The 22,394-nt window shown below is 67.7% G+C and carries 22 protein-coding genes; 7 read left to right on the plus strand and 15 right to left on the minus strand.

What is annotated here, in order from left to right:
* Positions 1-119 precede the first annotated feature (119 nt).
* Positions 120-1,760, plus strand: coding sequence for a malate synthase A (aceB, locus tag IEX22_RS02555; protein WP_188665877.1), 1,641 nt, complete (start codon positions 120-122; stop codon positions 1,758-1,760).
* Between the two features lie 86 nt (positions 1,761-1,846).
* Here the strand turns inward: aceB and IEX22_RS02560 are convergent, their stop codons facing one another.
* On the minus strand, positions 1,847-2,206 hold the full coding sequence (locus tag IEX22_RS02560) for a hypothetical protein (protein ID WP_188665879.1): 360 nt from the start codon (positions 2,204-2,206) through the stop codon (positions 1,847-1,849).
* Between the two features lie 133 nt (positions 2,207-2,339).
* Between IEX22_RS02560 and IEX22_RS02565 the strand changes: the two genes are divergently transcribed.
* On the plus strand, positions 2,340-3,074 hold the full coding sequence (locus tag IEX22_RS02565; RefSeq protein WP_188665881.1) for a tyrosine-protein phosphatase: 735 nt from the start codon (positions 2,340-2,342) through the stop codon (positions 3,072-3,074).
* On the opposite strand, the gene IEX22_RS02570 is transcribed toward IEX22_RS02565, so the two are convergent.
* Complete coding sequence (locus tag IEX22_RS02570) at positions 3,058-4,470, minus strand: MFS transporter (RefSeq protein ID WP_306464417.1); 1,413 nt, start codon at positions 4,468-4,470, stop codon at positions 3,058-3,060. The two genes, IEX22_RS02565 and IEX22_RS02570, sit on opposite strands and share 17 nt — an antisense overlap.
* A 106-nt stretch (positions 4,471-4,576) precedes the next feature.
* Here IEX22_RS02570 and IEX22_RS02575 point away from each other — a divergent pair, with 106 nt between their 5' ends.
* Entirely contained in the window at positions 4,577-5,170 is a 594-nt protein-coding gene (locus tag IEX22_RS02575) for a GNAT family N-acetyltransferase (RefSeq protein WP_188665883.1), read from the plus strand.
* 174 nt (positions 5,171-5,344) lie between these two features.
* Here the strand turns inward: IEX22_RS02575 and IEX22_RS02580 are convergent, their stop codons facing one another.
* The gene (locus IEX22_RS02580) at positions 5,345-6,004 is read right to left on the minus strand and encodes an HAD family hydrolase (protein WP_188665885.1); all 660 of its coding nucleotides are present in this window, start codon (positions 6,002-6,004) and stop codon (positions 5,345-5,347) included.
* Positions 6,005-7,554: 1,550 nt separating this feature from the next.
* Between IEX22_RS02580 and IEX22_RS02585 the strand changes: the two genes are divergently transcribed.
* On the plus strand, positions 7,555-7,884 hold the full coding sequence (locus IEX22_RS02585; protein ID WP_229659705.1) for a penicillin-binding transpeptidase domain-containing protein: 330 nt from the start codon (positions 7,555-7,557) through the stop codon (positions 7,882-7,884).
* A gap of 308 nt (positions 7,885-8,192) precedes the next feature.
* Entirely contained in the window at positions 8,193-8,591 is a 399-nt protein-coding gene (locus IEX22_RS02590; protein ID WP_188665889.1) for a GNAT family N-acetyltransferase, read from the plus strand.
* A gap of 244 nt (positions 8,592-8,835) precedes the next feature.
* Here IEX22_RS02590 and IEX22_RS02595 read toward each other — a convergent pair whose 3' ends face one another.
* The 6 genes from IEX22_RS02595 to IEX22_RS02620 form a co-directional block, all read right to left on the minus strand.
* Positions 8,836-9,129 (minus strand): alpha-amylase inhibitor, encoded by a 294-nt coding sequence (locus IEX22_RS02595; protein ID WP_188665891.1) that lies wholly within the window; start codon positions 9,127-9,129, stop codon positions 8,836-8,838.
* A gap of 114 nt (positions 9,130-9,243) precedes the next feature.
* Positions 9,244-9,864 carry an aminotransferase class I/II-fold pyridoxal phosphate-dependent enzyme gene (locus IEX22_RS02600; RefSeq protein ID WP_188665893.1) on the minus strand — a complete coding sequence of 207 codons (621 nt, stop codon included), beginning with the start codon at positions 9,862-9,864 and terminating at the stop codon, positions 9,244-9,246.
* Positions 9,750-10,730, minus strand: a complete 981-nt coding sequence (locus tag IEX22_RS02605) for a hypothetical protein (RefSeq protein ID WP_188665895.1) — start codon at positions 10,728-10,730, stop codon at positions 9,750-9,752. Before IEX22_RS02605 ends, IEX22_RS02600 begins: the two co-directional genes overlap by 115 nt.
* Positions 10,731-10,786: 56 nt before the next feature.
* Positions 10,787-12,490, minus strand: coding sequence for a urocanate hydratase (gene hutU, locus IEX22_RS02610; RefSeq protein ID WP_188665897.1), 1,704 nt, complete (start codon positions 12,488-12,490; stop codon positions 10,787-10,789).
* A gap of 74 nt (positions 12,491-12,564) precedes the next feature.
* Entirely contained in the window at positions 12,565-13,158 is a 594-nt protein-coding gene (locus IEX22_RS02615) for a flavin reductase family protein (RefSeq protein ID WP_438816576.1), read from the minus strand.
* Between the two features lie 59 nt (positions 13,159-13,217).
* Complete coding sequence (locus tag IEX22_RS02620; RefSeq protein ID WP_188665901.1) at positions 13,218-14,696, minus strand: purine-cytosine permease family protein; 1,479 nt, start codon at positions 14,694-14,696, stop codon at positions 13,218-13,220.
* Between the two features lie 83 nt (positions 14,697-14,779).
* On the opposite strand from IEX22_RS02620, the gene IEX22_RS02625 reads away from it, so the two are divergent.
* On the plus strand, positions 14,780-15,544 hold the full coding sequence (locus tag IEX22_RS02625) for a GntR family transcriptional regulator (protein WP_229659728.1): 765 nt from the start codon (positions 14,780-14,782) through the stop codon (positions 15,542-15,544).
* A 577-nt stretch (positions 15,545-16,121) separates the two neighbouring features.
* On the opposite strand, the gene IEX22_RS02630 is transcribed toward IEX22_RS02625, so the two are convergent.
* Positions 16,122-17,359 (minus strand): IS3 family transposase gene (locus tag IEX22_RS02630; protein ID WP_188665903.1). Its coding sequence is split into 2 segments (ribosomal slippage): positions 16,122-17,074 and positions 17,074-17,359, totalling 1,239 coding nucleotides; the frame shifts between segments, so codons are not numbered across the junction.
* Between the two features lie 217 nt (positions 17,360-17,576).
* Between IEX22_RS02630 and IEX22_RS02635 the strand changes: the two genes are divergently transcribed.
* A complete protein-coding gene (locus tag IEX22_RS02635) occupies positions 17,577-18,329 on the plus strand; it encodes a FadR/GntR family transcriptional regulator (protein WP_188665904.1) in 753 nt (250 codons plus the stop codon).
* Between the two features lie 290 nt (positions 18,330-18,619).
* On the opposite strand, the gene IEX22_RS02640 is transcribed toward IEX22_RS02635, so the two are convergent.
* The 5 genes from IEX22_RS02640 to IEX22_RS02660 all read right to left on the minus strand — a co-directional run bounded on the left by IEX22_RS02640 (position 18,620) and on the right by IEX22_RS02660 (position 22,241).
* Positions 18,620-18,775, minus strand: a complete 156-nt coding sequence (locus IEX22_RS02640) for a hypothetical protein (RefSeq protein WP_188665906.1) — start codon at positions 18,773-18,775, stop codon at positions 18,620-18,622.
* A 41-nt stretch (positions 18,776-18,816) separates the two neighbouring features.
* Entirely contained in the window at positions 18,817-19,059 is a 243-nt protein-coding gene (locus IEX22_RS02645) for a hypothetical protein (protein WP_188665908.1), read from the minus strand.
* A 163-nt stretch (positions 19,060-19,222) separates the two neighbouring features.
* On the minus strand, positions 19,223-19,918 hold the full coding sequence (locus IEX22_RS02650; RefSeq protein ID WP_188665909.1) for a LutC/YkgG family protein: 696 nt from the start codon (positions 19,916-19,918) through the stop codon (positions 19,223-19,225).
* The gene (locus tag IEX22_RS02655) at positions 19,915-21,444 is read right to left on the minus strand and encodes a lactate utilization protein B (RefSeq protein ID WP_188665910.1); all 1,530 of its coding nucleotides are present in this window, start codon (positions 21,442-21,444) and stop codon (positions 19,915-19,917) included. Before IEX22_RS02655 ends, IEX22_RS02650 begins: the two co-directional genes overlap by 4 nt.
* The gene (locus IEX22_RS02660) at positions 21,441-22,241 is read right to left on the minus strand and encodes a (Fe-S)-binding protein (protein ID WP_188665911.1); all 801 of its coding nucleotides are present in this window, start codon (positions 22,239-22,241) and stop codon (positions 21,441-21,443) included. Before IEX22_RS02660 ends, IEX22_RS02655 begins: the two co-directional genes overlap by 4 nt.
* Positions 22,242-22,394 lie beyond the last annotated feature (153 nt).

Consider the following 22,394-nt stretch of genomic DNA (forward strand, 5'->3'; position numbering starts at 1 on the left):
CCCGAAGAACCGCACAACTTCTCGCCGATCATCGGGTGCAACTCCGGTATCAGGCCCGCAGTCTTGAAGGACGCGGAGATCTTCCGCTCGTGACACCGGGCCGCAAGGAGGGAATCGAGATGAACCACATCAGCACCGAGGGCTGCACCATGAACGGGGTGACGCTGCTGGCGCCGTCGATCCGACGGGAGGAGGAGGTCCTGACCGCGGACGCGCTGCGGTTCGTCGCCGCCCTCCACCGGGCGACCTTCGCTCGCCGGGACGAGCTGCTCGAGGCGCGCCGCACCCGCCGCCGGGCGATCGCCCTGGGCCAGGACCCGGCCTATCGCACCGACACCGCCGCGCTGCGGGCCGACAGCACGTGGCAGGTCGCACCCACGGCGCCGGACCTGGCCGACCGGCGGGTGGAGATCACCACCCCGGTGGACCGCGCGTCGACCGTCACCGCCCTCACCTCCGGCGCCAACGTCTGGCTGGCCGACCTCGAGGACGCCAGCGTGCCGACCTGGGAGAACGTGATCAACGCCCAGCTCAACCTGCACGACGGGCTGCGCGGCGCCATCCCCGAGCTGGACGCCGGGGGCGAACGCCCCACCGTCACCGTGCGACCCCGCGGCCTGCACCTGCCGGAGAAGCACCTGCAGATCGCCGGCCGGCCGGTGTGGGGCGGCCTGGTGGACATGGCCCTCTACCTGTTCCACAACGCGCAGCACCTGATCAACCAGGGCTCGGGGCCGTACTTCTCCCTGCCGAAGATCGAATCGGCGGAGGAGGCGCGGCTGTGGAACGACGTGTTCGTGCTGGCGCAGAAACTGCTCGGCCTCCCGCGCGGCACCATCCGCGCCACGGTGCTGATCGAGACCATCACGGCGGCGTTCGAGATGGACGAGATCCTGTACGAGCTGCGGGAGCACGCCGCGGGGCTGAACGCCGGCCGCTGGGACTACGTGTTTAGCATGATCAAGAACTTCCGGCAGCGCGGACCGCGGTTCATCCTGCCGGACCGGGATCGGGTCAGCATGAGCCAGCCGTTCATGCGGGCCTTCACCGAGCAGCTCGTGGCCGTCGCCCACCGGCGCGGCACGCACGCCATCGGCGGGATGAGCACGGTGATCCCGGCCCCCGAGCACGAGGCGGAGAACGACCGGGCCCTGGCCCGCGTCGTCCGGGACAAGGAGCGGGAGGCGGAGGCCGGGTTCGACGGCTCGTGGGTGGCCCATCCCGGGCTGGTGCCGCTGTGCCGGGACGTGTTCGACGCCGCGCTCGGCGACGCCCCGAACCAGCTGGACCGGCTGCGGGACGACGTCGAGTTCTCCGATCGGGCGCTGCTGGACGTGGCCGCCACGACCGGCAGCATCACCGAGGGCGGCATCCGGCAGAATCTGCGGATCGGCCTGCGGTACCTCGAGTCGTGGCTGCGGGGCCAGGGCGCCGTCGCCGTCGGGGACCGGATGGAGGACGTCGGCACAGCGGAGATCTCCCGCGCCCAGATCTGGCAGTGGATCCACTGCGAGGCGCTGACCAAGGACGGGGAGATCGTCACCGCCGAATATGTCGAGCGGCTGCTGGACGAGGAGTTCGACGGCCTGGAGCGCTCGGCCGAGGACCGGTTCGACGAGGCGCGGGAGATCCTGGAGCGCTCGGCCATGCGCGCCGAGTTCCCGGACTTCCTGACCTCCATCGCCTACGCCGAGTACCTGTGCCGCACCCGGCCGGCGCGGTGGGTCCAGGAGGAGATGGCCGAGCTCGTCCCGGCGTGAGTCCCGCCTCCGCTCGGACGCACGGGAGGGGCGCCGACCCCGCGGGTCGGCGCCCCTCTCGTGCGCTCGGCGTCATCGCCGCGATGTCACCAGCAGGTGACGTAGTCGAGGTTGTCGGTCAGGATGAAGACGCCCGTGGCGACCCGATCCTTGTTGCGGTCGTAGACGTTGCCCCAGAGCGCTCGAGTCGATCGCTCCGGGCCGAAGTAGTACTTCGTGGGATCGTCGGTGTTGAAGTAATACCCCGCGTAGGCCTTCGTGTTGAGCTTCACCGGAACGGTCCCGCCGATGCCGCCGCGGTAGAGACCCGCCGTGCGCTCGACCTTGTACTGCCAGGTGGTGCAGGTGCCGGCCGATGCCGGCGCGGCGGATGCCACGCTTCCGGCGGCGACCCCTCCGACGGCCAGGGCCACGGCGGCGGCGAATCCGAGAATCCTGCGGGTCATGGGGCTCCTCGCGTCGTGCCCGTTCAGGGGCGGTGTGCTGCGAAACCTACCAACCCGTCCCGCCACGGGACAACGCAGCGTCGGTGCCGGCGGCGGGTATTTCGACAAGCGAGATGGTTGATAGCCTCCCGGCATGGGGATCCGCACGCCGCAGTGGGAAGGCGCCATCAACGTCCGGGATCTGGGCGGGCTGCCGATCGCGGGCGGGGGCCGGATCGCGTCCGGTCGGCTGTTCCGGTCCGGCCGCACCGAGACGATGACGACGGCGGGCTGGGTGCAGCTGCGCGCCGACGGCGTGAGCACCGTCATCGATCTGCGCAACGATGACGAGCGTGGTCGGCGGGCGAGCGACGCCGTCGTCGACGAGGCCGGCCTCGACGGGTTGACCCGGCTGGTGCGCCCCACCGAGGATCCCACGCACCTGGACTTCAAGCAGCTGTGCTGGCCCTACCTGAACACGCCGAAGTACTACGCGGACAATCTCCGGCTGTGGCCCGAGCGGTTCGTCCGCATCGTCCACGACATCGCCGTCGCGCCACCGGGCGGGGTGCTCGTGCACTGCTCGGGCGGGCGGGACCGCACCGGGCTGGTCGTGATGCTGATCCTGCAGCTGCTCGGGGTGCCGCACGAGGCCATCGCCGACGACTACGAGCGCGGCGTCCGCGCCGCCAACGAGCGGTTCCGTGTCATCGACCACCCGGTGGAGCGCTACCGGACCCCTGAGCAGCTCGACGCATGGGTCGCCGAGACCCGGGACCACCTGCTGCGCACCCTCGCCGAGCTCGACGCCGCCGACTTCCTCCTGCGGGCGGGCCTCGCGCCCGAGGACCTCGACGCCCTCCGAGACCGGCTCACCGAGGACGGGTGAGGCTACGGCCCCGGCTCAGGGCCGCGGGCGCGAACCGGACGCGACGGCGTCGTCGTCGAACGAGGACCTCCGGGGGCTGTGCTTGCCCGGCACGAAGAAGATGTACACGACCAGGGACAGGGCGATCGCGATGGTCACGTACGCGAACAGCCACTCCTTGTGTCCCGCCGCCGAGAGTGACTCGCCGATGAAGGGCACCGTGCCGCCGAACAAGGAGTTCGCCACGGCGTAGGCGAGCCCGACGCCCAGCGCCCGGATGGAGGCCGGGAACATCTCGGCCTTCACCACGGCGCTCACCGAGGTGTACAGCGCGTTGATGGTCAGGCCGGCCAGCATCAAGCCAGAACGCGACCATCGGATCGGTCACGCCGGCGAGTGTCGACATGATCGGCCAGGTGAAGACGGCCCCGAGCACCCCGAAGGCGATCAGCTGGGCCTTGCGGCCGATCCGGTCCGAGAGCAGCCCGAACACCGGCTGCAGCAGCATGAAGACGAACAGCGCCCAGAAGTTGATGACGGAGGTCTGCGTCTTCGGGATGTGGGAGACGTTGTTCATGAAGCTGAGGATGTAGGTGGTGAACAGGTAGAACGCCATCGTCCCGCCCATGGTCAGGAACACGACGACGAGGAACGGCCTCCAGTGCTGGGTGAACAGCAGCTTCAGGCTGCCGGGCCGGGCGGCGAGCCCGTGACCGGCGGCGTCCGCGGTGGAGTTTGCGGCGCTGATCTGCTCCGTGCTGATCGTCTCGTCCATCGTCCGGCGCAGCCACAGGACGGTTAGGGCCGCGATCGCGCCGATGAAGAAGGGGATCCGCCATCCCCAAGCGGTCAGGTCCTCGGGGCTGAGGACGTTCTGCAGAATCACCAGGGTCAGCAGGGCGAGGACCTGCCCACCGACGAGGGTGACGTACTGGAAGCTGGAGAAGAAGCCGCGGCGGCCGGAAGTGGCCGCTTCCGACATGTAGGTGGCGCTCGTGCCGTACTCGCCGCCGACGGAGAAGCCCTGGAGCAGCCGGGTGAGGTACAGCAGTACCGTCGACCAGATCCCGATCTGGTTCAGGCCCGGCAGCAGGCACATGATCAGCGATCCGACGCACATGAGCGTCACGCTCAGGGTCAGGGCGGCCTTGCGGCCCCGCTGGTCGGCGTACCGGCCGAAGAACCAGCTGCCCACCGGGCGCATCAGGAACGTCAGGGCGAACGTGAGATAGGCGTCGATCTGCGCCTGCGCCGGGTCGCTCTGGTTGAAGAAGTACGTCGAGAAGTAGGACGAGAAGGCGGCGTAGACGTAGAGGTCGTACCACTCGATGAGGTTGCCCGCCGACCCCTTGAGCGTGTTGCTGATCGCCCGCCGGGTCCGGGCGGATTCGTTGGGTGGTGCGGCGCTCGTGGACATGAGGATCCCGTCGTCGACGGTGATCGGGGCGGACGGCAGCCCGGCCGGTTGTCAGGTTACTCCCAGCTTCGCGATGCCCCCTCCCGCGACCGGTACCGTCGTCGCCATGACCGACTTCGCGCCCGTCACGCTGCGCGGCGACCTCGTCACCCTCGAACCGCTCACGCTCGAGCACCACGACGCCCTCGCCGAGGCCGTCGAGGACGGCCGGCTGTGGACGCTCTGGTACACCTCGGTGCCCCGGCCCGAGAGCATGCGCGCGGAGATCGAACGGCGGCTCGCCCTGCAGGAGGCCGGCTCGATGATCCCGTTCGTCGCTCGCCGGAATGCCGACGACGTCGTGCTCGGGATGACGACGTACATGAACATCGACCGGGTCAACGTGCGGGCAGAGATCGGGTCCACCTGGAACCGTGCGTCCACCCAGCGCACCGGCACCAACACCGAGTCGAAGCTGCTGCTGCTGACGCACGCCTTCGACGTCGTCGGCTGCATCGCGGTCGAGTTCCGGACGCACTGGATGAATCAGCAGTCCCGGGCGGCGATCGCGCGGCTGGGCGCGAAGCAGGACGGCGTGCTGCGGAACCACCAGCGGATGGCGGACGGCTCCCTGCGGGACACGGTCGTCTTCTCGATCACCGCGGCGGAGTGGCCGGCGGTGCGCAACGAACTGCGCATGCGGCTGGACGCGCACGGCTGACGCCGGTTCGGCGTTGGTCGGGGGTGTCGCAGAAAAGGCCCCGTTGCGGGCATCGTCAGCGGGCGGGTCTATCGGGCACCGCCTCCTGACGTGGGCAGACGATCGAGACATTTCCTGGGCATCGTTCGGATGACGTTCGCCTATCGGGCGGCTGCTGGCGATGGCCGGCACTGCTCACGCTCCAGCCGAAGCTCCGGTGAGGATGGCATCGACCGCCTCGGAGACTGACGCCACGATCAGATCCGGTGCTGGACTGGCGGCGGCCGAACCCGACCGGTTGATGTACGCGGTCCGCAGCCCGGCTCGATGGCCGCCAACGATGTCGTGCTCCAATCCGTCGCCAATCATCCACCCGGTCAGGCGACGGTTCAGCCGTGTTGCGAGAGCTTCGAAGATGGCACGCTCGGGCTTTCTGACCCCGACGTCGTCAGAGACGACCCAGCCATCGATGTGTGCATCGAGCCCGAGGACACGGATTTTGGCCTCCTGGTTGTCGCTCATCCCGTTGGTGAGGATCCCAACTGCCCAGCCGGCAGCCCGCAGCCTGTCCAGTGCCGTGCGGTCCTCCGGCTCGCAGGTCACCAGGTACGGCATGCGACGGCGATACCGAGCCCACAACGCCTCGGCCGAGAGGGGCAAGTCGAAGCGTTCGACGAGTTCACTGAACACCGGCCCCTTCGGCCGGGGCTGCGCCAGCGCCCGAGCCGTCTCCTCGATGTCGGCGTCGATGCCGAACTCACAAACGAACTCCTGCGCCCATCGGCACGCTGCAGCCGCTTGATTGACGAGGGTGCCATCCAGATCGACAGCAACCAGACCTTGAGCTTGACCCACCCACCGAATCTAACGGCATGGGCCTGATGACCGCGTCCGATTCGACCAAAGCGTCGCGGACTGCACGGACGCCGCGCGTCGTGGTGCAGGACGCGCGGTGGCACGAGGGCACGTCGCCGAAACAACCATCTCTTGCCGAGAACGCCCCTCTCGGTCGGCGGCGCTGACCGAACGTCACGACCGACCGTCTAAGGGCTGCTGGACGGGACCACGAAGCGCGCCCTCGGATGGAGCCGGGCTGGACCGGCGACGACGCATGCGCTTGATGCGTCGATACGCGCGGATACGGCGCCACGAGCGGCGAAGGTGGCTACGGAAATACCACGTCAGAGCGAGCCCCAGTATGACAACGGGGAGGCACTCGGGAGCGAGAGCGAATGAGCCGAAGAGGATTTCGAACGCTTCGAACCCGATCAGAGAGCCGGCCGCGAACCACACCCATCCGCCGAAGAGGGTGACGCGTACAGCGACACGCCGGTAGAGCCGTCTGGCTCTCAGTCGCTGCAATCCGAGGAGTCGGAGGGCGGGTGAACGGTAACGCGGCGGCTTATTGGGAGGCGGGGAGGGCAAGAATGACAGGACACGAGAAGACATCGCAACGAGTTCCTTCTGGCGGTCGGCAGAAACGGTTCTGTCGTCGCTTGCGGAACAGCGCGCCCAATGTCACATGATTGGTTCGATGCTCCCGCGACGACGAAGCCGGTCGCCCGGAGCGCGTGGTCCTGACCCGCCGACGGGCGCGTAGAGAACCAGGCAGGAAAGACTTGAGCGGCGGCCATCATCTCGACGGGAGCTGCCAGGATGGACACCGGTAGCCAGAATGGTGCGGAGGACCGCCTCGTAGACATGCGCCATCAGGACGCTGAGAGCTATAGCGAGAGCAAGCACGACAAGAGTCGTCTCCAGGGGCGCATTAGCGCTCACCAGCGTCCGGACCCAGACCTCGGTGTGAGCGAAGCGTTCCAACAACGCCAACCCCAGCGATGACATGCGCCTCCCCCTATTGCCATCACCGTAACACCGTCAACGAGCCAGCGGACGGCGTGCCCTCCCGGAGAAGGAACGATGCACGCTCGTCTAACGGTCGGCGTCGCAGGGCCTCTCTCCCAGATCAGGAGCCGAGCAAACCAGTCCCACCGAGTAGCACAAGACTGAGGCCGACGATGATCCCCACCGATCCACCAACCGCAATGGCGAAGCGCTGCTTCTTCAACGACTTCATCGAGCGATCATCTCAGAAGGGAGCCTTCACGATCGCCTACCCTGCCAGGTATGCGTGTGCCGTCCGACAGAGGATCGCCTATCGGACGATGGCTGGCATGAATGCGTCGACGCGGTCGAGATCGTTAGGCGGCGCTGCTCATACCGGCTTAACGGGGTCCCAGTTTTCGTGGCCGTCTGACGAGTGGATGTCTAAGTTTGCGTGAAGAGTGAACCGTCGTGTCGCGTGGCTTGTTGTTCCGGCGTGGGTGAGATTGGGTGCGGCGGCGTCGATGCGTACGACGGCAGTCACGTCGGTTCCTTGTTGGGTGATGGTTTCGATAAGGCTCGTGAGCCCGGTCCTGGTCCTCGACGGCGGCTCCCCGTCCCCCGGGTCCCGACCGGCGCTGAGCGCCGGTGATGCGACGAACCTGCGGGCGCTCATGCGCGAGGTCGTGGCCACCGGGCACCTGAGCGACCTGACCCCGGACACCGCCGTCGGCAAGACCGGCACCGCGGAGTACGGCACCGAGAACCCCCCGCGCACCCATTCGTGGGTCATCGCCGGCCACGAGGACCTCGCCGCGGCCGTCTTCGTCGAAGACGGAGACCTCGGCTCCATCACGGGAACCCCCATCATGCTCAAGGTCCTTGAGGCAGCCCAGACCGCGCAGCAATGAAGGAGTGCTCCGCGACGCCGACGGAGAGTAGTTCGTAGGTGCGTCTCGGACATGGTTCCGGACGCCTCGGCGAGCCCGGAGCGGGCGGACAAGGCGCCGCCAAGCGGCGCCTTGAACCATTGGATAACTCCTCACTACCTCTTCCGCCTCGGGTGTGCCGCGTTCAGGTGCGACGGTCACGCCCCCGACGCCGGACCACACCCGACATCCGCGCCGTTGCGAAGCTTGGTTCAGTCGCGTTGGGTGGGACTGTGCACTTGAGTTCCCCCGGGCCGGTCCGGACCCTCACTGGCGCAGACCTTCGCCGAGTGGCTCCCGAGCTGATCTTGCTGCAGAGGCGTGCATATCGAGTCGAGGCTGAGCTGATCGGCGATGATCGAATACCGCAGTTGACTGAGTCTGTCGCTGAACTTCTCGAGGCGGGCCTGGTCTGGCAGGTCGTCTGCAGTGACAGGCAGGTGATCGCAGCTCTGGCCTTCGCCGTCGAGGACGGCGTAATCGACATCGACCGCCTCGTGGTCGACCCAGCTTGGCATCGCCACGGGCTCGGCCGTGCCCTGGTCATGGCCTTGCCGTCGGAGGCGGCACGGGTCTCTACGGGTCGAGGCAATGCGCCCGCTCGGGCGCTCTACCAAAAACTTCGATTTACTCATCTCGGCGACCGAGAGGTTATCCCCGGGTTGTGGGTCAGCGACTACAGTCGATGAGGTTTCTCCGGTCCGGTCCGGTGGCCAACGTTGGACGACACCGCCATGCGCGCGGACATTCCCGGTCAACAGCTAGCCCGATTGGTCGTCCGAGTGCCATGCCCGGCTCTGCCATTAGGAGCACCTAGTAATCACCGATCGGACGTCGTCGGTTCGAGTAGGTGTCGCTGTCACTTCAGCCCGACGTCGCTTGTTGACGCATACTTGACGTAACCGGCCGGTCATGCGGGGGTTCTGGCGCCCGTCAGCAGCGGTATGCGCCGTCGTATCGGGCGAAGCGGTTGGGGCGTGGGTAGTAGTTGTACTTATAGGGGACGACGGCCTTGCACGCGCTGTCAGACCCAAAGGCCCACTTGACTTTGATCCAGATTGTGCGATCGCACGTCGAGTTGATCTGGATGCCGTGGGTCAGCTTGTTTTGGTAGACGTTCATACAGGACGGCACGGCCGCCTGTGCTGGCTCAGCAATCGCCACGGACGCTGCGGTGGCGCTCAACGCGGTGAGCAACGCGACGACGGTCTTGGTAGGTCGGTTCATGCGAGGAAGTGTCGCATTTTGTTGGGTGATCGTCTAGATGCTCTTGGGATCGCGAGAACTGGTGTAGCTGGTCTTGTCCCAACACTCTATGTAGACCGTTTATGGTGCTCTCATTCAGAGATCTGACCGTCGTGCTGGGTGCGGGTACTGGGTGCAGCAGTCCCGCTTGATAGCCAGGCACTCCTCCATCACGCGACGTGGGTCGTACACGATGCCGTCGAACGTGCAGTTGGTGAGCGCGATCAGTTTGACGCGATCGAGAAGTCCCTCCCGACGGAGGGCGATCAGTCGTCGCTTGATCTCCACCAGCGGCACCGCACCGTAGAGCGAGAACGCCTCCACGGGATTGGCCTCGAGGTAGCTGACGTCTGCGCCAGCGAGGACGAGCGAGTAGTGGTGCGACTTGTGGCAGTTCCGGTCCACGAGAACGATGTCCCCCGGTGCGATGACTGCCTGGTGGACGATCTTGTTCGCGGTGGAGGTGCCGTTGGTGACGAAATAGGTGTGCTGGCTGTGGAATGCGCGGGCAGCCCGTTCTTGCGCGTCCTTGATGGACCCGCGCGGATCGAGCAGGGAATCCAGCCCGCCGGACGTCGCGGACGTCTCCGCCAGGAGCAGGTTCATCCCGTAGACGTCGACCAGGTCGTTCGTCCACGGAGAACAGTGCACGGGGCCCCCGCGAGAGATGGGCAGGGCGTGGAACACGCTTCCCGGCCGTTCGCTGTGCTTCCGCACCGCGGTGCAGAAGGGCGTCTCGTACCGCGCCGCGATGCCGTCGACGATCGAGACATGGAGGTCGAGCGTGTCGGTTCGGGAGAAGATCCGACGGATGCCGCGAACAGGGACCCCGCCAGGGTCTCCAGCGCGACCCCCGCCACCAGGTACAGGTCCAGTTCGGGACGCAGGTTCCCCAGAGCGGCCGCGAGGTCCACAATCCGTTGTGCCGGTGGCGCCGCGTCCATCGCCGATCCGACCCGGCGGTGGGCGAAGGCACGCAGCGAGGTGCCGAGGTTCCGCTCGGACCGCGTGGCGAACCGGGGGGTGATGACGCATGCCTGGATGGTCGGGTTCAGGAGCAGGGCGACGACGGCGTCGTCCGCGCTCGAGACGACGTTGACCTCGTAGTGGAACGCGTCCGCCCTCCGGCGCTGCCGCACCAGCGAGCGGCGGAACCGCTCGACGTCCTCGGTCGGTCCGTCGTCGATGACGAGCACCTCGATGGCGGCCGGGACCGCCGCTGGCGGGTTGGACGCGCGGTCGGCGTCAGCCGCTGCGTCGGGACCGGCATATTCCGGTGTGCGCAGGGCGTCGGCCACGGTTTCCGTGTGGTCGAGCGCGTCCCGGTATCTGCCCGCGTCGACCAGCTGGGCGATCGCCGCGACGCGTTGAGTTCCCGGGACTGCCCAGTACGGCTCGAGGCCGGAGAGGCGGCCGAGCAGACGGTCGAGTTCGGCGTCGGTGCGGCGTCCGGCGGTCCCGGTTGCTCGGTGGTGGAGTTGCTCGGTGAGGAGGTAGCCCAGGTATTCCCAGGCGTCCTTGCGAGTCCGCCAGGCACTGTCGGGTGTAGCGACGTCGCCGCCGTGTGTGAGCTGGCCGGGCATGGTAGATGCGTTCCTGTTATGGACGGAGGCGACGAGGAAGGGTGTCAGCGGTCCGGTCACGCGCGGTCCCGCTGGTGCCGCATGGGGATGCGGACGCCGCGCTCGTCGGCGACCTCGAGCGCCCGCTCGTACCCGGCGTCGGCGTGCCGGATGACGCCCATGCCGGGGTCGTTGGTCAGGAGGCGCTCGAGCTTCTGCGCGGCCAGCGGGGTGCCGTCGGCGACGCCCACCTGCCCGGCGTGCTGGGAGCGGCCGATGCCGACGCCGCCGCCGTGGTGGATGGAGACCCAGGTGGCCCCGGAGGAGGCGGCGGTCAGGGCGTTGAGCAGCGGCCAGTCGGCGATCGCGTCGGACCCGTCGGCCATCGCCTCCGTCTCCCGGTACGGGGAGGCGACGGAGCCGGAGTCCAGGTGGTCGCGCCCGATCACGATCGGCGCCGAGAGGGTGCCGTCGGCCACGAGCTCGTTGAACCGCAGCGCGGCGCGGTGCCGCTCCCCGTAGCCGAGCCAGCAGATCCGGGCCGGCAGCCCCTCGAACTCGACCCGGTCCGCGGCGGCGTCGAGCCACCGGTGCAGGTGCTCGTTCTCCGGGAACAGCTCCTTGATCGCGGCGTCGGTGATCGCGATGTCCTTCGGGTCGCCCGAGAGCGCCACCCAGCGGAACGGGCCGAGGCCCTCGCAGAACAGGGGCCGGATGTAGGCGGGCACGAAACCGGGGAAGTCGAAGGCGCGGGCGTAGCCGGCCTGCCGGGCCTCGTCGCGGATCGAGTTGCCGTAGTCGAACACCTCGGCGCCCGCGTCGCGGAACTCGACCATGGCCTGCACCTGGGTCGCCATGGACTCGCGGGCCTTCTTGGTGAACCCGTCGGGATCGGCGGCGGCCTCGGCCTCCCACTGCTCGACCGTGTACTCCGTCGGCAGGTAGGACAGCGGGTCGTGCGCGGACGTCTGGTCCGTGACGACGTCGACCGTCAGCTCCCCGGCCCGGTGGCGGCGCAGCAGTTCGGGGAAGACGGTCGCGGCGTTGCCGACGTACCCGACGGACAGGGCACGCCGCTCGTCCTTCGCCGCGGTCACCTTCGCGAGCGCGGTCTCCAGATCGGTCTCCACCTCGTCGAGGTACCGCTTGGCCTGCCGACGGCGCAGCCGGGCCTCGTCGACGTCGACCATCAGGCAGGCGCCCCCGTTCAGGGTCACGGCCAGCGGCTGCGCGCCGCCCATGCCGCCACAGCCGCCGGTCAGGGTCAGCGTCCCCGCGAGCGTCGGCTCGGACAGCCGGCCGTCCTCGTGCATCACCTTCGCGACCGCGTGGAACGTCTCGAAGGTGCCCTGCAGGATGCCCTGGGTCGCGATGTAGATCCACGAGCCGGCGGTCATCTGCCCATACATGGTCAGGCCCTCGGCCTCCAGCCGGCGGAACTCGGGCCAGGTGGCCCAGTCGCCGACGAGGTTGGAGTTGGCGATCAGCACCCGCGGCGCCCACGCGTGGGTGCGGAACACGCCCACCGGCTTGCCGGACTGCACGAGCAGCGTCTCATCGTCGGCCAGGTCCGTCAGGGTCGCAACGATGGCGTCGTACGCTGCCCAGCTGCGCGCGGCCCGGCCGGTGCCGCCGTAGACGACCAGGTCGTCCGGGCGCTCGGCCACCTCCGGGTCGAGGTTGTTCATCAGCATCCGCAACGGCGCCTCGGTCTGCCAGCTCCGGGCAGTCAGCTCGGTGCCGCGCGGGGCGCGGACGGGACGGGCTCCGGGCAGGGCCATGGTCATCTCTCCTAAAAACATGTGACGGTCGACTTAGGGCAGAGGGGCGGGCCGGGGCGACCCGCTGACGGAGGTCAGCCGGGCTGGCCCTCGAGGCCGGATGCCTCGGCGTCGGACGCCTCCGGGATGCGCATCTCGAAGGTCTCGGTGATGGTGGCGTAGTCGTAGTACCCCATGCGGGCGAGCGGCTTGATGCGGGGAATGTCGAGCTTGCCGTCGACGTCGATGACCTCGTCGGCGATGTGGATACGCTCAACCTGCGCGAAGACGATGTCGATCGTGCCGACGTTCGAGTTGCCGGACATCCGGTGAGTCGAGAGATAGCGGCACTCGAAGTGCACCGGGCTCTCGGCGACCATCGGCGTCGACGACAGGTCCGCGTAGGTCTTGCCAATGCCGGCGCGGTCGAACTCGTTCACCTCGGGCGGCAGGGCCATCGCGCTGATGTTGACCGCCTCGCGCAGGTCGTAGGTGGCCATGTTCCACACGAACCATCCGGTCTGCTCCGCGTTCAGCACGGTGTCCTTGCGCCGACCGTCGGGGTACTGGTTGGCGGAGAACATCACCATCGGGGGGTCGAAGGTGAGGTTCTGCCACTGGCTGTAGGGAGCCAGGTTCTCGACGCCGTCGGGGCTGACGCTGGAGATCCACCCGATCGGCCGCGGCACGGTGCAGCTCTTGAACGGGGAGTAAGGCAGGGGGCTTCGTCCTGCAGACGGGTCGTACTTCACGAGTTCTCCTTCGTGGTGATGGTGTGGACACCGGCCCGGTCGGCGGCCGCTGGCTGCTGGGCGAGGGGAGTGGTGTCGGTGGCGGTGAAGGGCGTGTCGAGATCGCGGTCGAGGGCCACGGTGCGCCGGATCCGTCCCGAGAAGAGCCAGTACAGCCCGCCGGCGACGACGATCCCGATGATCCAGGCGATCTCGGCACCGCCGAACAACTGCGCCACCGGGCCGACGTAGAGGCTGCTGTTCATGAACGGGATCTGGATGAGCACGCCGACCGCGTAGGCGACAAAGGCGCCGACGTTGAAGCGGCCGTACTCGCCGTTCCGGTCGAACAGGGCGCCGATCGAGTACCGCTCCTTGCGCACGAGGTAGTAGTCGACGAGGTTGACGGCTGACCACGGCGTCATGAAGTACAGGAGGAAGAGCAGGAAGTTGGTGAAGGCGGTGAGGAAGTTGTCCGTGGCCGCGAGGGCGATCGCGAGCGAGATGACCGAGATGGCGGTTACATAGATGCTGCGGGCCCGTGGACCGACCTTCGAATGGCCGGCGAGGCTGGTGACGATCGTCGCGACCGACATGTAACCCCCGTACGAGCTCAGCGTGTTGCCGGTCAGCTTCCCGAGGATCACCGCGAGCAGCACGATAGGCCACAGCGCCCCGCCCAGCCCGGCGATGTACCCCACCTGGTCGTGGCCGAAGGCGGCGCCGCCGAGCGCGGCGGCCAGCGCCCCGAGTGTCATGGCGAGGGAACCGCCGAGCACGCTGCCGGCGAAGGTCCAACCGATGGTCGCGCGCTTCGGGGTCCCGGCGGGAAGGTATCGCGAGTAGTCCGCGATGTACGGACCGAAGGTCAGCTGCCACGATGCGGACAGCGAGATGCCGAGCACGAAGGCGGCGCCGTCGAACGCGGGTTCGGCAGCGACCTGCCCGGTGTGGCCGTCCAGCAGGATCCGGATCAGCAGCCACACGAAGACGACGAAGCTCAACGACGCGGCCAGGTGGGAGAACCGGTGGATGTAGCGGTAGCCGACGATGGCCAGCACGGTGGAGAAGACCGCGAAGATCACCGAACCCGCCTGGTGGGGCACGCCGAACAGGGTGCCGATGGCCTGGCCGCCCAGCACGAGGCCGGTGGCGTAGAAGCCGATGTAGATCATCAGGGCGAGCACGAGCGGCAGGATTGCGCCGTAGTAGCCGAACTGCGCCCGGCTCTGGATCATCTGCGGAACGCCGAGGCGGGGGCCCTGCGCCGAGTGCAGGGCGGTGACAAAGCCGCCGACGGCGTTCCCGATGATGATGGCCGGGACGGACCACACCGCACTGTTGCCGAGGATGACGAACAGCGCGCCGGTGACGACGGCGGTGATCGACGTGTTGGCCGCGAACCATACGAACAGCAGGCTGCGCGGGGACCCGTACCGCTCGGCATCGGGGATGAAATCGATCGAGCGCTGCTCGACGGAGGCGGTCCTCGCCATGGTGACCTCGTTCCTGGGGTGGTCGGGATCACACCAGTATGCAGCCGATATATTGGTTGCACAAGGGCGGCGTCTTGGAACTCGTGCGGTTACAGTGTGGGCATGCTTCTGCCTCTGCGTCCCACCCGCGGCCGCCCTCGAACCCGGTGTCCGCTGCCGGGCGCGGCTCGGCGATGATGCTGCAGGGCAAGGCGGCACAGGCCTACGACCAGATCGAGCGCCTCATCGTGCTCGAAGAGATCGCCCCGGGTTCCCTCGTGTCCGAGGCGGTGTTGATGGAGCGCACCGGCCTGGGCCGCACGCCTGTCCGGGAAGCACTGCAGCAGCTCGCACGGAACCGCATGGTCGAAATCCATCCGAACAAGGGCGTTCTTGTTCCGCCGACGTCGCTCGAGGCCCAGCTGCGCATGCTCGAATTGCGCCGCGAGCTGGAGGCGCTCAGCGTCCGGCTCGCGTGCGACCGGGCCACAGCGGCCGAGCGGGACCGGATGCGCACGATGATCGACCTGCTTGACACCGGCGACTTCACGCTGCGCAGCTACCTCGACTCGGTCACCGAGGTGCATCACGTGCTCGTCGCCTCCAGCCACAACGAGTACGTCGAGGATGCGATGGCGCCGCTGCAGGGACTCTCGCGGCGGTTCTGGCACGCCCACGTCCGGGACGTCGACGCCGAGGTGCACCGGGGAGCGCGCCTGCACGCCGCGATCCTGCGCGCCGTCGTGGACGACGACCCCGACGCCTCGTCCGCGGCGTCGCGCGCACTCAATGACTATCTCGTCGAGTTCTCCCTCGCGACCATCCGGTCTGGTTCCCGCGCGACCCGGGTGAGTGCCCCGATCTCCTGAAAGACCGAAGGGGCATCGACGATCGAACAGCCGGTGTGATGGCTCGCACGGTCGCCGCCGTCTTCCAAACCTCCAGCGAGGGGGCCGCCGACGCCGAGACAAGCCCGGCAGATCCTGGCCGGGGGCGAAGCAAACTTCGGTGGTGTGGTCAGGCGAAGCGGGGCCGTCCGGGTTCGGACGTCCGCTGCGGGAAGATCACCATCACCATCGTCGCTTCGACGTCTGACCTGCTTAGTCACAGCAAGAGTGCCAAGCGGTTGCGAAGTCCGAAAAGCTTGTCCGCCTATAGCTGAGCTTCTGCCGGCAGGGACAAGCGCTTGGTTGCGACATCAAGAAGCTTCGACACCAGCGTGTCACTTGTTCTCGGTCGTAATCAGGCTCTTCGGATCTGAGCGTGGTTGAGGGTGTCGGCGTGGCGTTGCGGGGGTGAGAGAGGTCGAGGTCTTCAGGATGGGTAGCGACCAAGCAACCTAACCGAAGACTGAATCGCCCCGGGTTTCGTGGAGGCTCGGTTAGTTGGATCGGACCTCGGTGAGGACCGGGTTCTGACGGTAGTGAATCGGCCTGACTTTCGTTCCTATCGGGAGCTTTGTCCGGCAAGTGCCGGCTGGGCTGATTCCAGGTCAGCGTAGTACGCCTGCTCGACCTCGATCGGGGTGCGCATGTCGAGCTCGCCGTGGAGGCGCTGGTTGTTCCACCACCACACGTACTCGAGGGTCGCGAGTTCCACCTGCTCGACGGTCCGCCAAGGGCCGCGCTGACGGATCAGCTCGGTCTTGCAGAGGCCGTTCACGGCCTCAGCGAGGGCGTTGTCGAACGAGTCGCCGACGGTGCCGGTGGAGGGTTTCGCGCCGAGTTCCTCGATCCGGTCGGTGTAGACCACGGCGAGATAGTGCGATCCGTGATCGGCGTGATGAATCAGCCCGTCGAGGCGTCCGCCGGCGTCCCACGCGGCCATATCGAGTGCCCGTAGCGGCAGGATATCGGACTTGAGCGTGGCTGCGACGTTCCAGCCCACGATGCGGCGCGAGTAGACATCGGTGACGAACGCGACATACGCGAACCCGGACCACGTTGCGACATAGGTCACGTCAGCCACCCAGAGTCGGCGCGGGCCAGGGGCGGTGAACCGGCGTTGCACGAGATCCTTCGGCTTCTCCGCTGCCGGATCGGACTTCGTCGTGAACACTCTCTTGGACCGCTTCACACCCTCCACGCCGGCCAACCGCATCAGCCGTTCGGTCTGATCGCGACCGATCTCCCACCCTTGTCGCCGCATCAGCGCATGCATCTTCCGGCGCCCGTAGACGCCGTAGTTCTCCGCGTGTAGGCGAGCGATCTCGGGCACGAGCAGGTCGTCGCGCAACTGCCTCGCTGACGGCGCACGGCCGACGGCGGCGCGGTAGCCGCGGGAGGTGAGGAAGCCCTGGACTGCGGGCCTGAGGACCCGGCAGATGAGCTCGACCCCGAAACGATCCCGGTACTCATTGATGAACCGGATCATCTCGGTCAGGGGCGGTCGAGCTCCTTCGCGAAAAACACGCTCGCAGCCTTGAGGATCTCGTTGGCCTTGCGCAGTTCGGCGTTCTCCTTCTGCAGCCGCTTGATCTCCGCCGCCGCGTCCGTCGTCAGCCCCGGCTTCACACCGGCGTCAACCTCAGCCCGGCGCTGCCACAGCCGCAGCGTCTCCGGGCTCATACCGAGCAATCCGGCGACATGCCTGACAGCGGCCATCATCGTCGGGTGCGACGGCCGCGTCTCCGCGAGCATCCGCAACGCCCGCTCACGCATCTCCGGCGAATACTTCCTGTTCATCGTGTTCCATCCTTACTTGAAGAACGGAACGAAAGTCAGGCCGATTCAGTCACCTATCGGTGCAGCAGTCCCGCTTGTGCGCCGCGCCGCGTGCGGCGCCCGGGGTCAGCCCCGGCGGTGCCGGCGACGGGTCGCGGGGCGATTCGACCTGTTCGCTGCACGCAATGTCCCGTGCGTGCTGAGATAATGAGGTCAGTCCACTGACCTAAGGAAACATGTGCCGTCGGATCGTTCGTACCAAGTCGTGCTGGATGGCGTGGAGGCAGACCTCCGAAGCGGCCAGCTCTCTTCCGGTGACCGGTTGCCGGGGGAGAGGGCTCTTGCCGCCAAGTACGGGATCTCCCGTGCATCCGTTCGTGAGGCCCTGCGCGTGCTGGACACCATCGGGCTGGTGAAGTCCGCTGTTGGGTCCGGGCCCGCGTCTGGAGCCATCGTGATCTCCGAACCCGCCAGCGGGATGGCGCGGGCGATGCGGCTGCACATGGCAGCGCGCAACCTGCCCCTCGAAGACATCGTGCAAACGAGGATGCTGCTGGAGGGCTGGGCCGCGCGGGCTGCCGCCGACCGCGTGTCCACGCAGGGAACGCATTTCTCCGAGCTCGAGGAAGCTTCCGCACTGTTGGAACAGATGAGCGCAAAGGACGTGGACCGCGTGCGGTTCCACATCCTTGACTCGCAGTTTCACCTCGCCGTCTCGGCGTTGGCCGGCAGCGTGGTGATCAGTACTGTCATGGATTCTCTGCGGGAGACAATCCGGGGTTATGTGATCGACGCATTCACTGACTTGACCGATTGGGTCGACGTGTCCGCGGAACTGCGGCTACAGCACCGTGGCATCCTCGATGCGGTGCTGGCCGGTGACGGGGACACCGCGGAGCGCCTCGCCCGCGACCATATCGCGTGGTTCGTGGCGCGGGCATCGACTGACCTGCCAGCCAGGCACTCTCAAATCGCGGCCATCTCGTCGTGATCCCACCTCGCACGGCAAGGTCTTCCGCACGGATTCGGCAGCAACTTGAGCTTGATCGTTCCGGCACAGTGGAGCTTCTGCGGCTGGAACCCTCGATAGCGCAGCGGGTGTCTTCTGGACCAACGCTGGTCTCCTCCTCGGCGCGGTCGCCTTGACCGCGAAATCCAACCCCAACCGTTAAGTGCTGGGTCTGCTGTCCACCGTCGGAGCCGGTCCCGGTTCACCCGCGGTCCGGTGGCCGGCGTCCTGCTGCCCTGCCCGCTGGCGGAAAGACTGCCGCCGGTGTCCGGTCAGAAGGGGAGCCGACCGTGCTTCGGGGTAACCATGAGGATGCCGATCACCTTCAGGTCCTTGGTCACCGCAACGCGCCCCTCTGCTGACCCGGCCTTGCATTGAATGGCAGTCGCGCCGACGACGGTGCCATCAAGGTAAGTGTCGTCGTCCACGGCGACGGCGGCTCCCCCTGGCAGCTCAACACGGGAATCGGTCAGCCGCTCGAGCTTTCCCCAATCGTGGCGAATCGTCCGCCAGGCGCTTGTGAGGGGATCATGGGGCGCGTCTCGGTCGGAACGGCGTGCATCAACGTCTCGAGCCGGTCATACTCCTCGCCATCGAGCAGCGTGAACACCTGCTCGGTGAGTTCGACGACGTGCCGGTAGGTGTGACGGTTCAGGGATCCCGTCGGAATCAGCGGCGCGGCGCGCCGCTCGGACGTCGACCGCCTCTTCATGCCCGGTGCCGCCGCCAGGGCATGGCCCGGTGGTTGATGGTCTGTCCTAGGGGGTGATCTTGCGGCAACAACATGCTCACGCACCATGAGCCGCTCTGGCTTATCCTCGTGCGATCCCCGACACGGCCCCATGTAGGGGGCCGTTCGCCTGTACTTCGAAACCTCACCTGACGATCAACACGTCCAGGTGGCGAGGACCGTGAACCCCTTCGACGCGTTCCAGCTCGATGTCGCTCGTTGCCGACGGACCGGAGATCATGGTCGTCGGCCGGACCGGATCGAGCCGGCCGACGGCCTCCGGCACCAGCCCGACGATCGACTCCACCGGAACAAGGCAGATGTGATGATCCGGCACCAGGGAGATGGCGCGCCGGCCCTGGTCGGTGGATCCGTCGAGGAAGATCGTGCCGGTCTGGGCGACCGAGACCGCACTACTGGTAACCACCGCCCCCACCTGGTCGAGCATGTGCACATCCAGGGGGGCGTCGGCGGAATCGACGAGGCGGCGTGCCTCGGTCTGGAGGCTGGCCAAGGGATGATCTGGTTCGTCCAGTGCCGGCGGGACCACGTACGACGAGGCCCCGGCCAACCGGCGCGCGACCGCGGTAGGCAGATCGGCGGTGTCGATCACTTCGACGTCGGCCCGGTAGTCCACGAGGCGGTCCACCAGCAGCTCGACGAGCTCGTCGGGGCTGAGCGACGATGAGTGCCGGTAGTCCCGGGGAATGTCCGTCGGTGTCCGTGCCGCTTCCCGAGCGTCGTCGCCGATGGCGGAGCCGTCGTCGGCGAGGGCGTAGCGGATCCGTGCCAGCACCGTCTCCCGTGCCGAGGCCGGCCCGTCGTTGGGCTGCTCGCTCATGGCTGTTCCTTCCGAGTCCCAGGGTTCCCGTCGTTCGTCTGTCGTTTCTTCCACCAGGTGTGGAACGACTCCGTGGGAGGGGCGGGGATGTCCCGGCTCGACGTCCAGGCCCCGGCGATGCCGGGCAGTTTCGAGAACTTCCGGTCCCGGCCGGCGAAGAGGGAGCCCAGCGGCAGGGCGCGCTCGGCGGCGGCCATGCGGCGGCCGTCGCTCATCATCCACTGGGCGCCCTTCAACGCCGTGTCCAACTGACCCTTCAGAGTGCCTGCCTCCTTCCGCGCCTCGACGTCCTTGCCGCGGAGGTGCACGAGGATCTCAGGGATGTTGATCTTCACGGGACACACGTCGTAGCACGCCCCGCACAGCGAGGACGCGTATGGCAGGGACCCGTTCTCTCCCTGCTCCACCCCGGTGAGCAGCGGCGAGAGGATCGCCCCGATCGGCCCGGGATAGGTGGAGCCGTAGGCGTGGCCGCCGGTCCGCGAGTACACCGGGCAGACGTTCAGGCACGCCGAGCAACGGATGCAGTGCAGCGCGGACCGGCCGTCCTCGTCCGCCAGGGCGGCGGTGCGGCCGTTGTCCATGAGAATCACATGCACGTTCTGGGGCCCGTCGCCCGGAGTGACGCCCGTCCACATCGAGGTGTACGGGTTCATCCGCTCGCCGGTCGAGGAGCGGGGGAGCAGCTGGAGGAACACCTCGAGGTCGGTGTAGGTGGGCAGCAGCTTCTCGATGCCCATCACGGTGATCAGCGTCTCGGGGAGCGTCAGGCACATCCGGCCGTTGCCCTCGGACTCGACGACGGTCAGGGTGCCGGTGTCGGCGATGCCGAAGTTGGCGCCCGAGACGGCGACCTTCGCGGCGAGGAACTTGCGGCGCAGGTGGGTCCGGGCGGCCGCCGCGAGCAACTTCGGGTCGTCGGAGAGCTCGGGATCGATGTCGGTCATCTCCGCCAGGAAGATCTCCCGGATCTCCCGCCGGTTGCGGTGGATGGCGGGGACGAGGATGTGGCTGGGCGTGTCATGCCCGAGCTGGACGATCAGCTCGGCCAGGTCCGTCTCGAACGCGTCGATCCCCACGCCTTCGAGGTACTCGTTCATGCCCATCTCCTGGGTGGCCATGGACTTGACCTTGACGACCTCCCGCCGCCCGTTCGGCAGCACCGGCGCGTACTGCGTGGCCAGCTGTTCGACGATGCGGTTCGCCTCGTCAGCGTCGCGCGCCCAGTGCACGACGCCACCCCGGGCGATGACGTTCGCCTCGAACTGCTCGAGCAGAGCCGGCAGGTTCGCCATCGTCGCGGCCTTGATGGCCGAGCCCGCGTCCCGCAGGGCCTCCCAGTCGTCGAGCTCCCCGACGACGGCGGCGCGCTTGGCGCGGATCGTGGAGGTTGCCCGGCCCAGGTTCGCGCGCAGCTGCTCGTTGCCGAGCTCTCGCCCGGCGTACTGCGGGAACGGTTCGCGTTCGACGATGTTGCCGACGCCGTGTGCGGGGCGAACCCGCGGCATGCCCAGATCGGTGCTCATCGCAGGGCACCTCCCTGCAGCTGGGCCGCGCCATCGAAGACGAGCGGGTCCTCCCGGGTGCTGGCGAGCACTTGCGCCAGGTGCACCGTGCCGACGTCGGTGTGCTGGCGGGACAGGCCGCCGCCCATGTGCATCAGGCAGGACGCATCGCCGCCAGCGCACAGGGAGGCCCCGGTCGCGACCACGTTGGCCACCTTGTCGTCCAGCATCGCCGTGGATACGGCAGCGTTCTTCACCGAGAACGTGCCGCCGAACCCGCAGCACTCCTCCGCCTGCGGCAGGGGATTCACCTCGATCCCTTCGACGCTGCGCAACAGATCCAGCTGCCGGTCCCCGAGCCGGAGCAGGCGCATCCCGTGGCAGGACGGGTGGTAGGTGATTCGGTGGGGGAACCAGGAACCGAGCTGCGCGGCCGCGTCGGTGACACCGAGGACGTCGGTGAGCAGGGCCGACAGCTCATAGGTGCCGCGGCCGATCGTCTCCGCCCGCGCCGCCAGGTCCTCGTCGCCGGCGCGGCGGGCCATCTGCGCGTGCTGGTGCTTGACGGAGGCGACGCAGGAGCCCGACGGTGCGACGGCGACGTCCCACTCCGCTGCCTCGAACGCCCGCACGTGATTGCGGATGACCGGCACGGACGCGTCCGCGTAGCCGGAGTTGACGTGCATCTGGCCGCAGCAGGCCTGCCCGGCGGGGAAGACGACCTCGTGGCCGAGCCGCTCCAGAATGTTCACGGTCGCGACGGCGACCTGGGGGTACATGGCGTCCACGATGCACGTGGCGAACAGGGCGATTCTCATCGGCGGCCTCCCAGCAGCTGGATCCCGTTCATGTGGTCAGACCATCGTAGGTGGGATACTTCACAATGGCAAGAGTGTGAGCTACACTACATGGTCAGACCATAGTGGTCAGACCACCTGGAAAGGTGGATCGCCGTCTCGACCGGGGCGGCT

The organism is Tersicoccus solisilvae (assembly GCF_014643255.1).
In the GTDB taxonomy this organism is placed as follows: domain Bacteria; phylum Actinomycetota; class Actinomycetes; order Actinomycetales; family Micrococcaceae; genus Tersicoccus; species Tersicoccus solisilvae.

Bases quoted from the DNA above. Each gene is read 5' to 3' on its own strand.
- IEX22_RS02620 (WP_188665901.1), bottom strand. From the start codon at position 14,696: ATGGCGAGGACCGCCTCCGTCGAGCAGCGCTCGATCGATTTCATCCCC.
- IEX22_RS02650 (WP_188665909.1), bottom strand. From the start codon at position 19,918: ATGAGCGAGCAGCCCAACGACGGGCCGGCCTCGGCACGGGAGACGGTG.
- IEX22_RS02595 (WP_188665891.1), bottom strand. From the start codon at position 9,129: ATGAACCGACCTACCAAGACCGTCGTCGCGTTGCTCACCGCGTTGAGC.
- IEX22_RS02660 (WP_188665911.1), bottom strand. From the start codon at position 22,241: ATGAGAATCGCCCTGTTCGCCACGTGCATCGTGGACGCCATGTACCCC.
- hutU (WP_188665897.1), bottom strand. From the start codon at position 12,490: ATGGCCCTGCCCGGAGCCCGTCCCGTCCGCGCCCCGCGCGGCACCGAG.
- IEX22_RS02605 (WP_188665895.1), bottom strand. From the start codon at position 10,730: ATGCCCGGCCAGCTCACACACGGCGGCGACGTCGCTACACCCGACAGT.
- IEX22_RS02645 (WP_188665908.1), bottom strand. From the start codon at position 19,059: ATGAAGAGGCGGTCGACGTCCGAGCGGCGCGCCGCGCCGCTGATTCCG.
- IEX22_RS02570 (WP_306464417.1), bottom strand. From the start codon at position 4,470: ATGTCCACGAGCGCCGCACCACCCAACGAATCCGCCCGGACCCGGCGG.
- aceB (WP_188665877.1), top strand. From the start codon at position 120: ATGAACCACATCAGCACCGAGGGCTGCACCATGAACGGGGTGACGCTG.
- IEX22_RS02560 (WP_188665879.1), bottom strand. From the start codon at position 2,206: ATGACCCGCAGGATTCTCGGATTCGCCGCCGCCGTGGCCCTGGCCGTC.
- IEX22_RS02575 (WP_188665883.1), top strand. From the start codon at position 4,577: ATGACCGACTTCGCGCCCGTCACGCTGCGCGGCGACCTCGTCACCCTC.
- IEX22_RS02655 (WP_188665910.1), bottom strand. From the start codon at position 21,444: ATGAGCACCGATCTGGGCATGCCGCGGGTTCGCCCCGCACACGGCGTC.
- IEX22_RS02565 (WP_188665881.1), top strand. From the start codon at position 2,340: ATGGGGATCCGCACGCCGCAGTGGGAAGGCGCCATCAACGTCCGGGAT.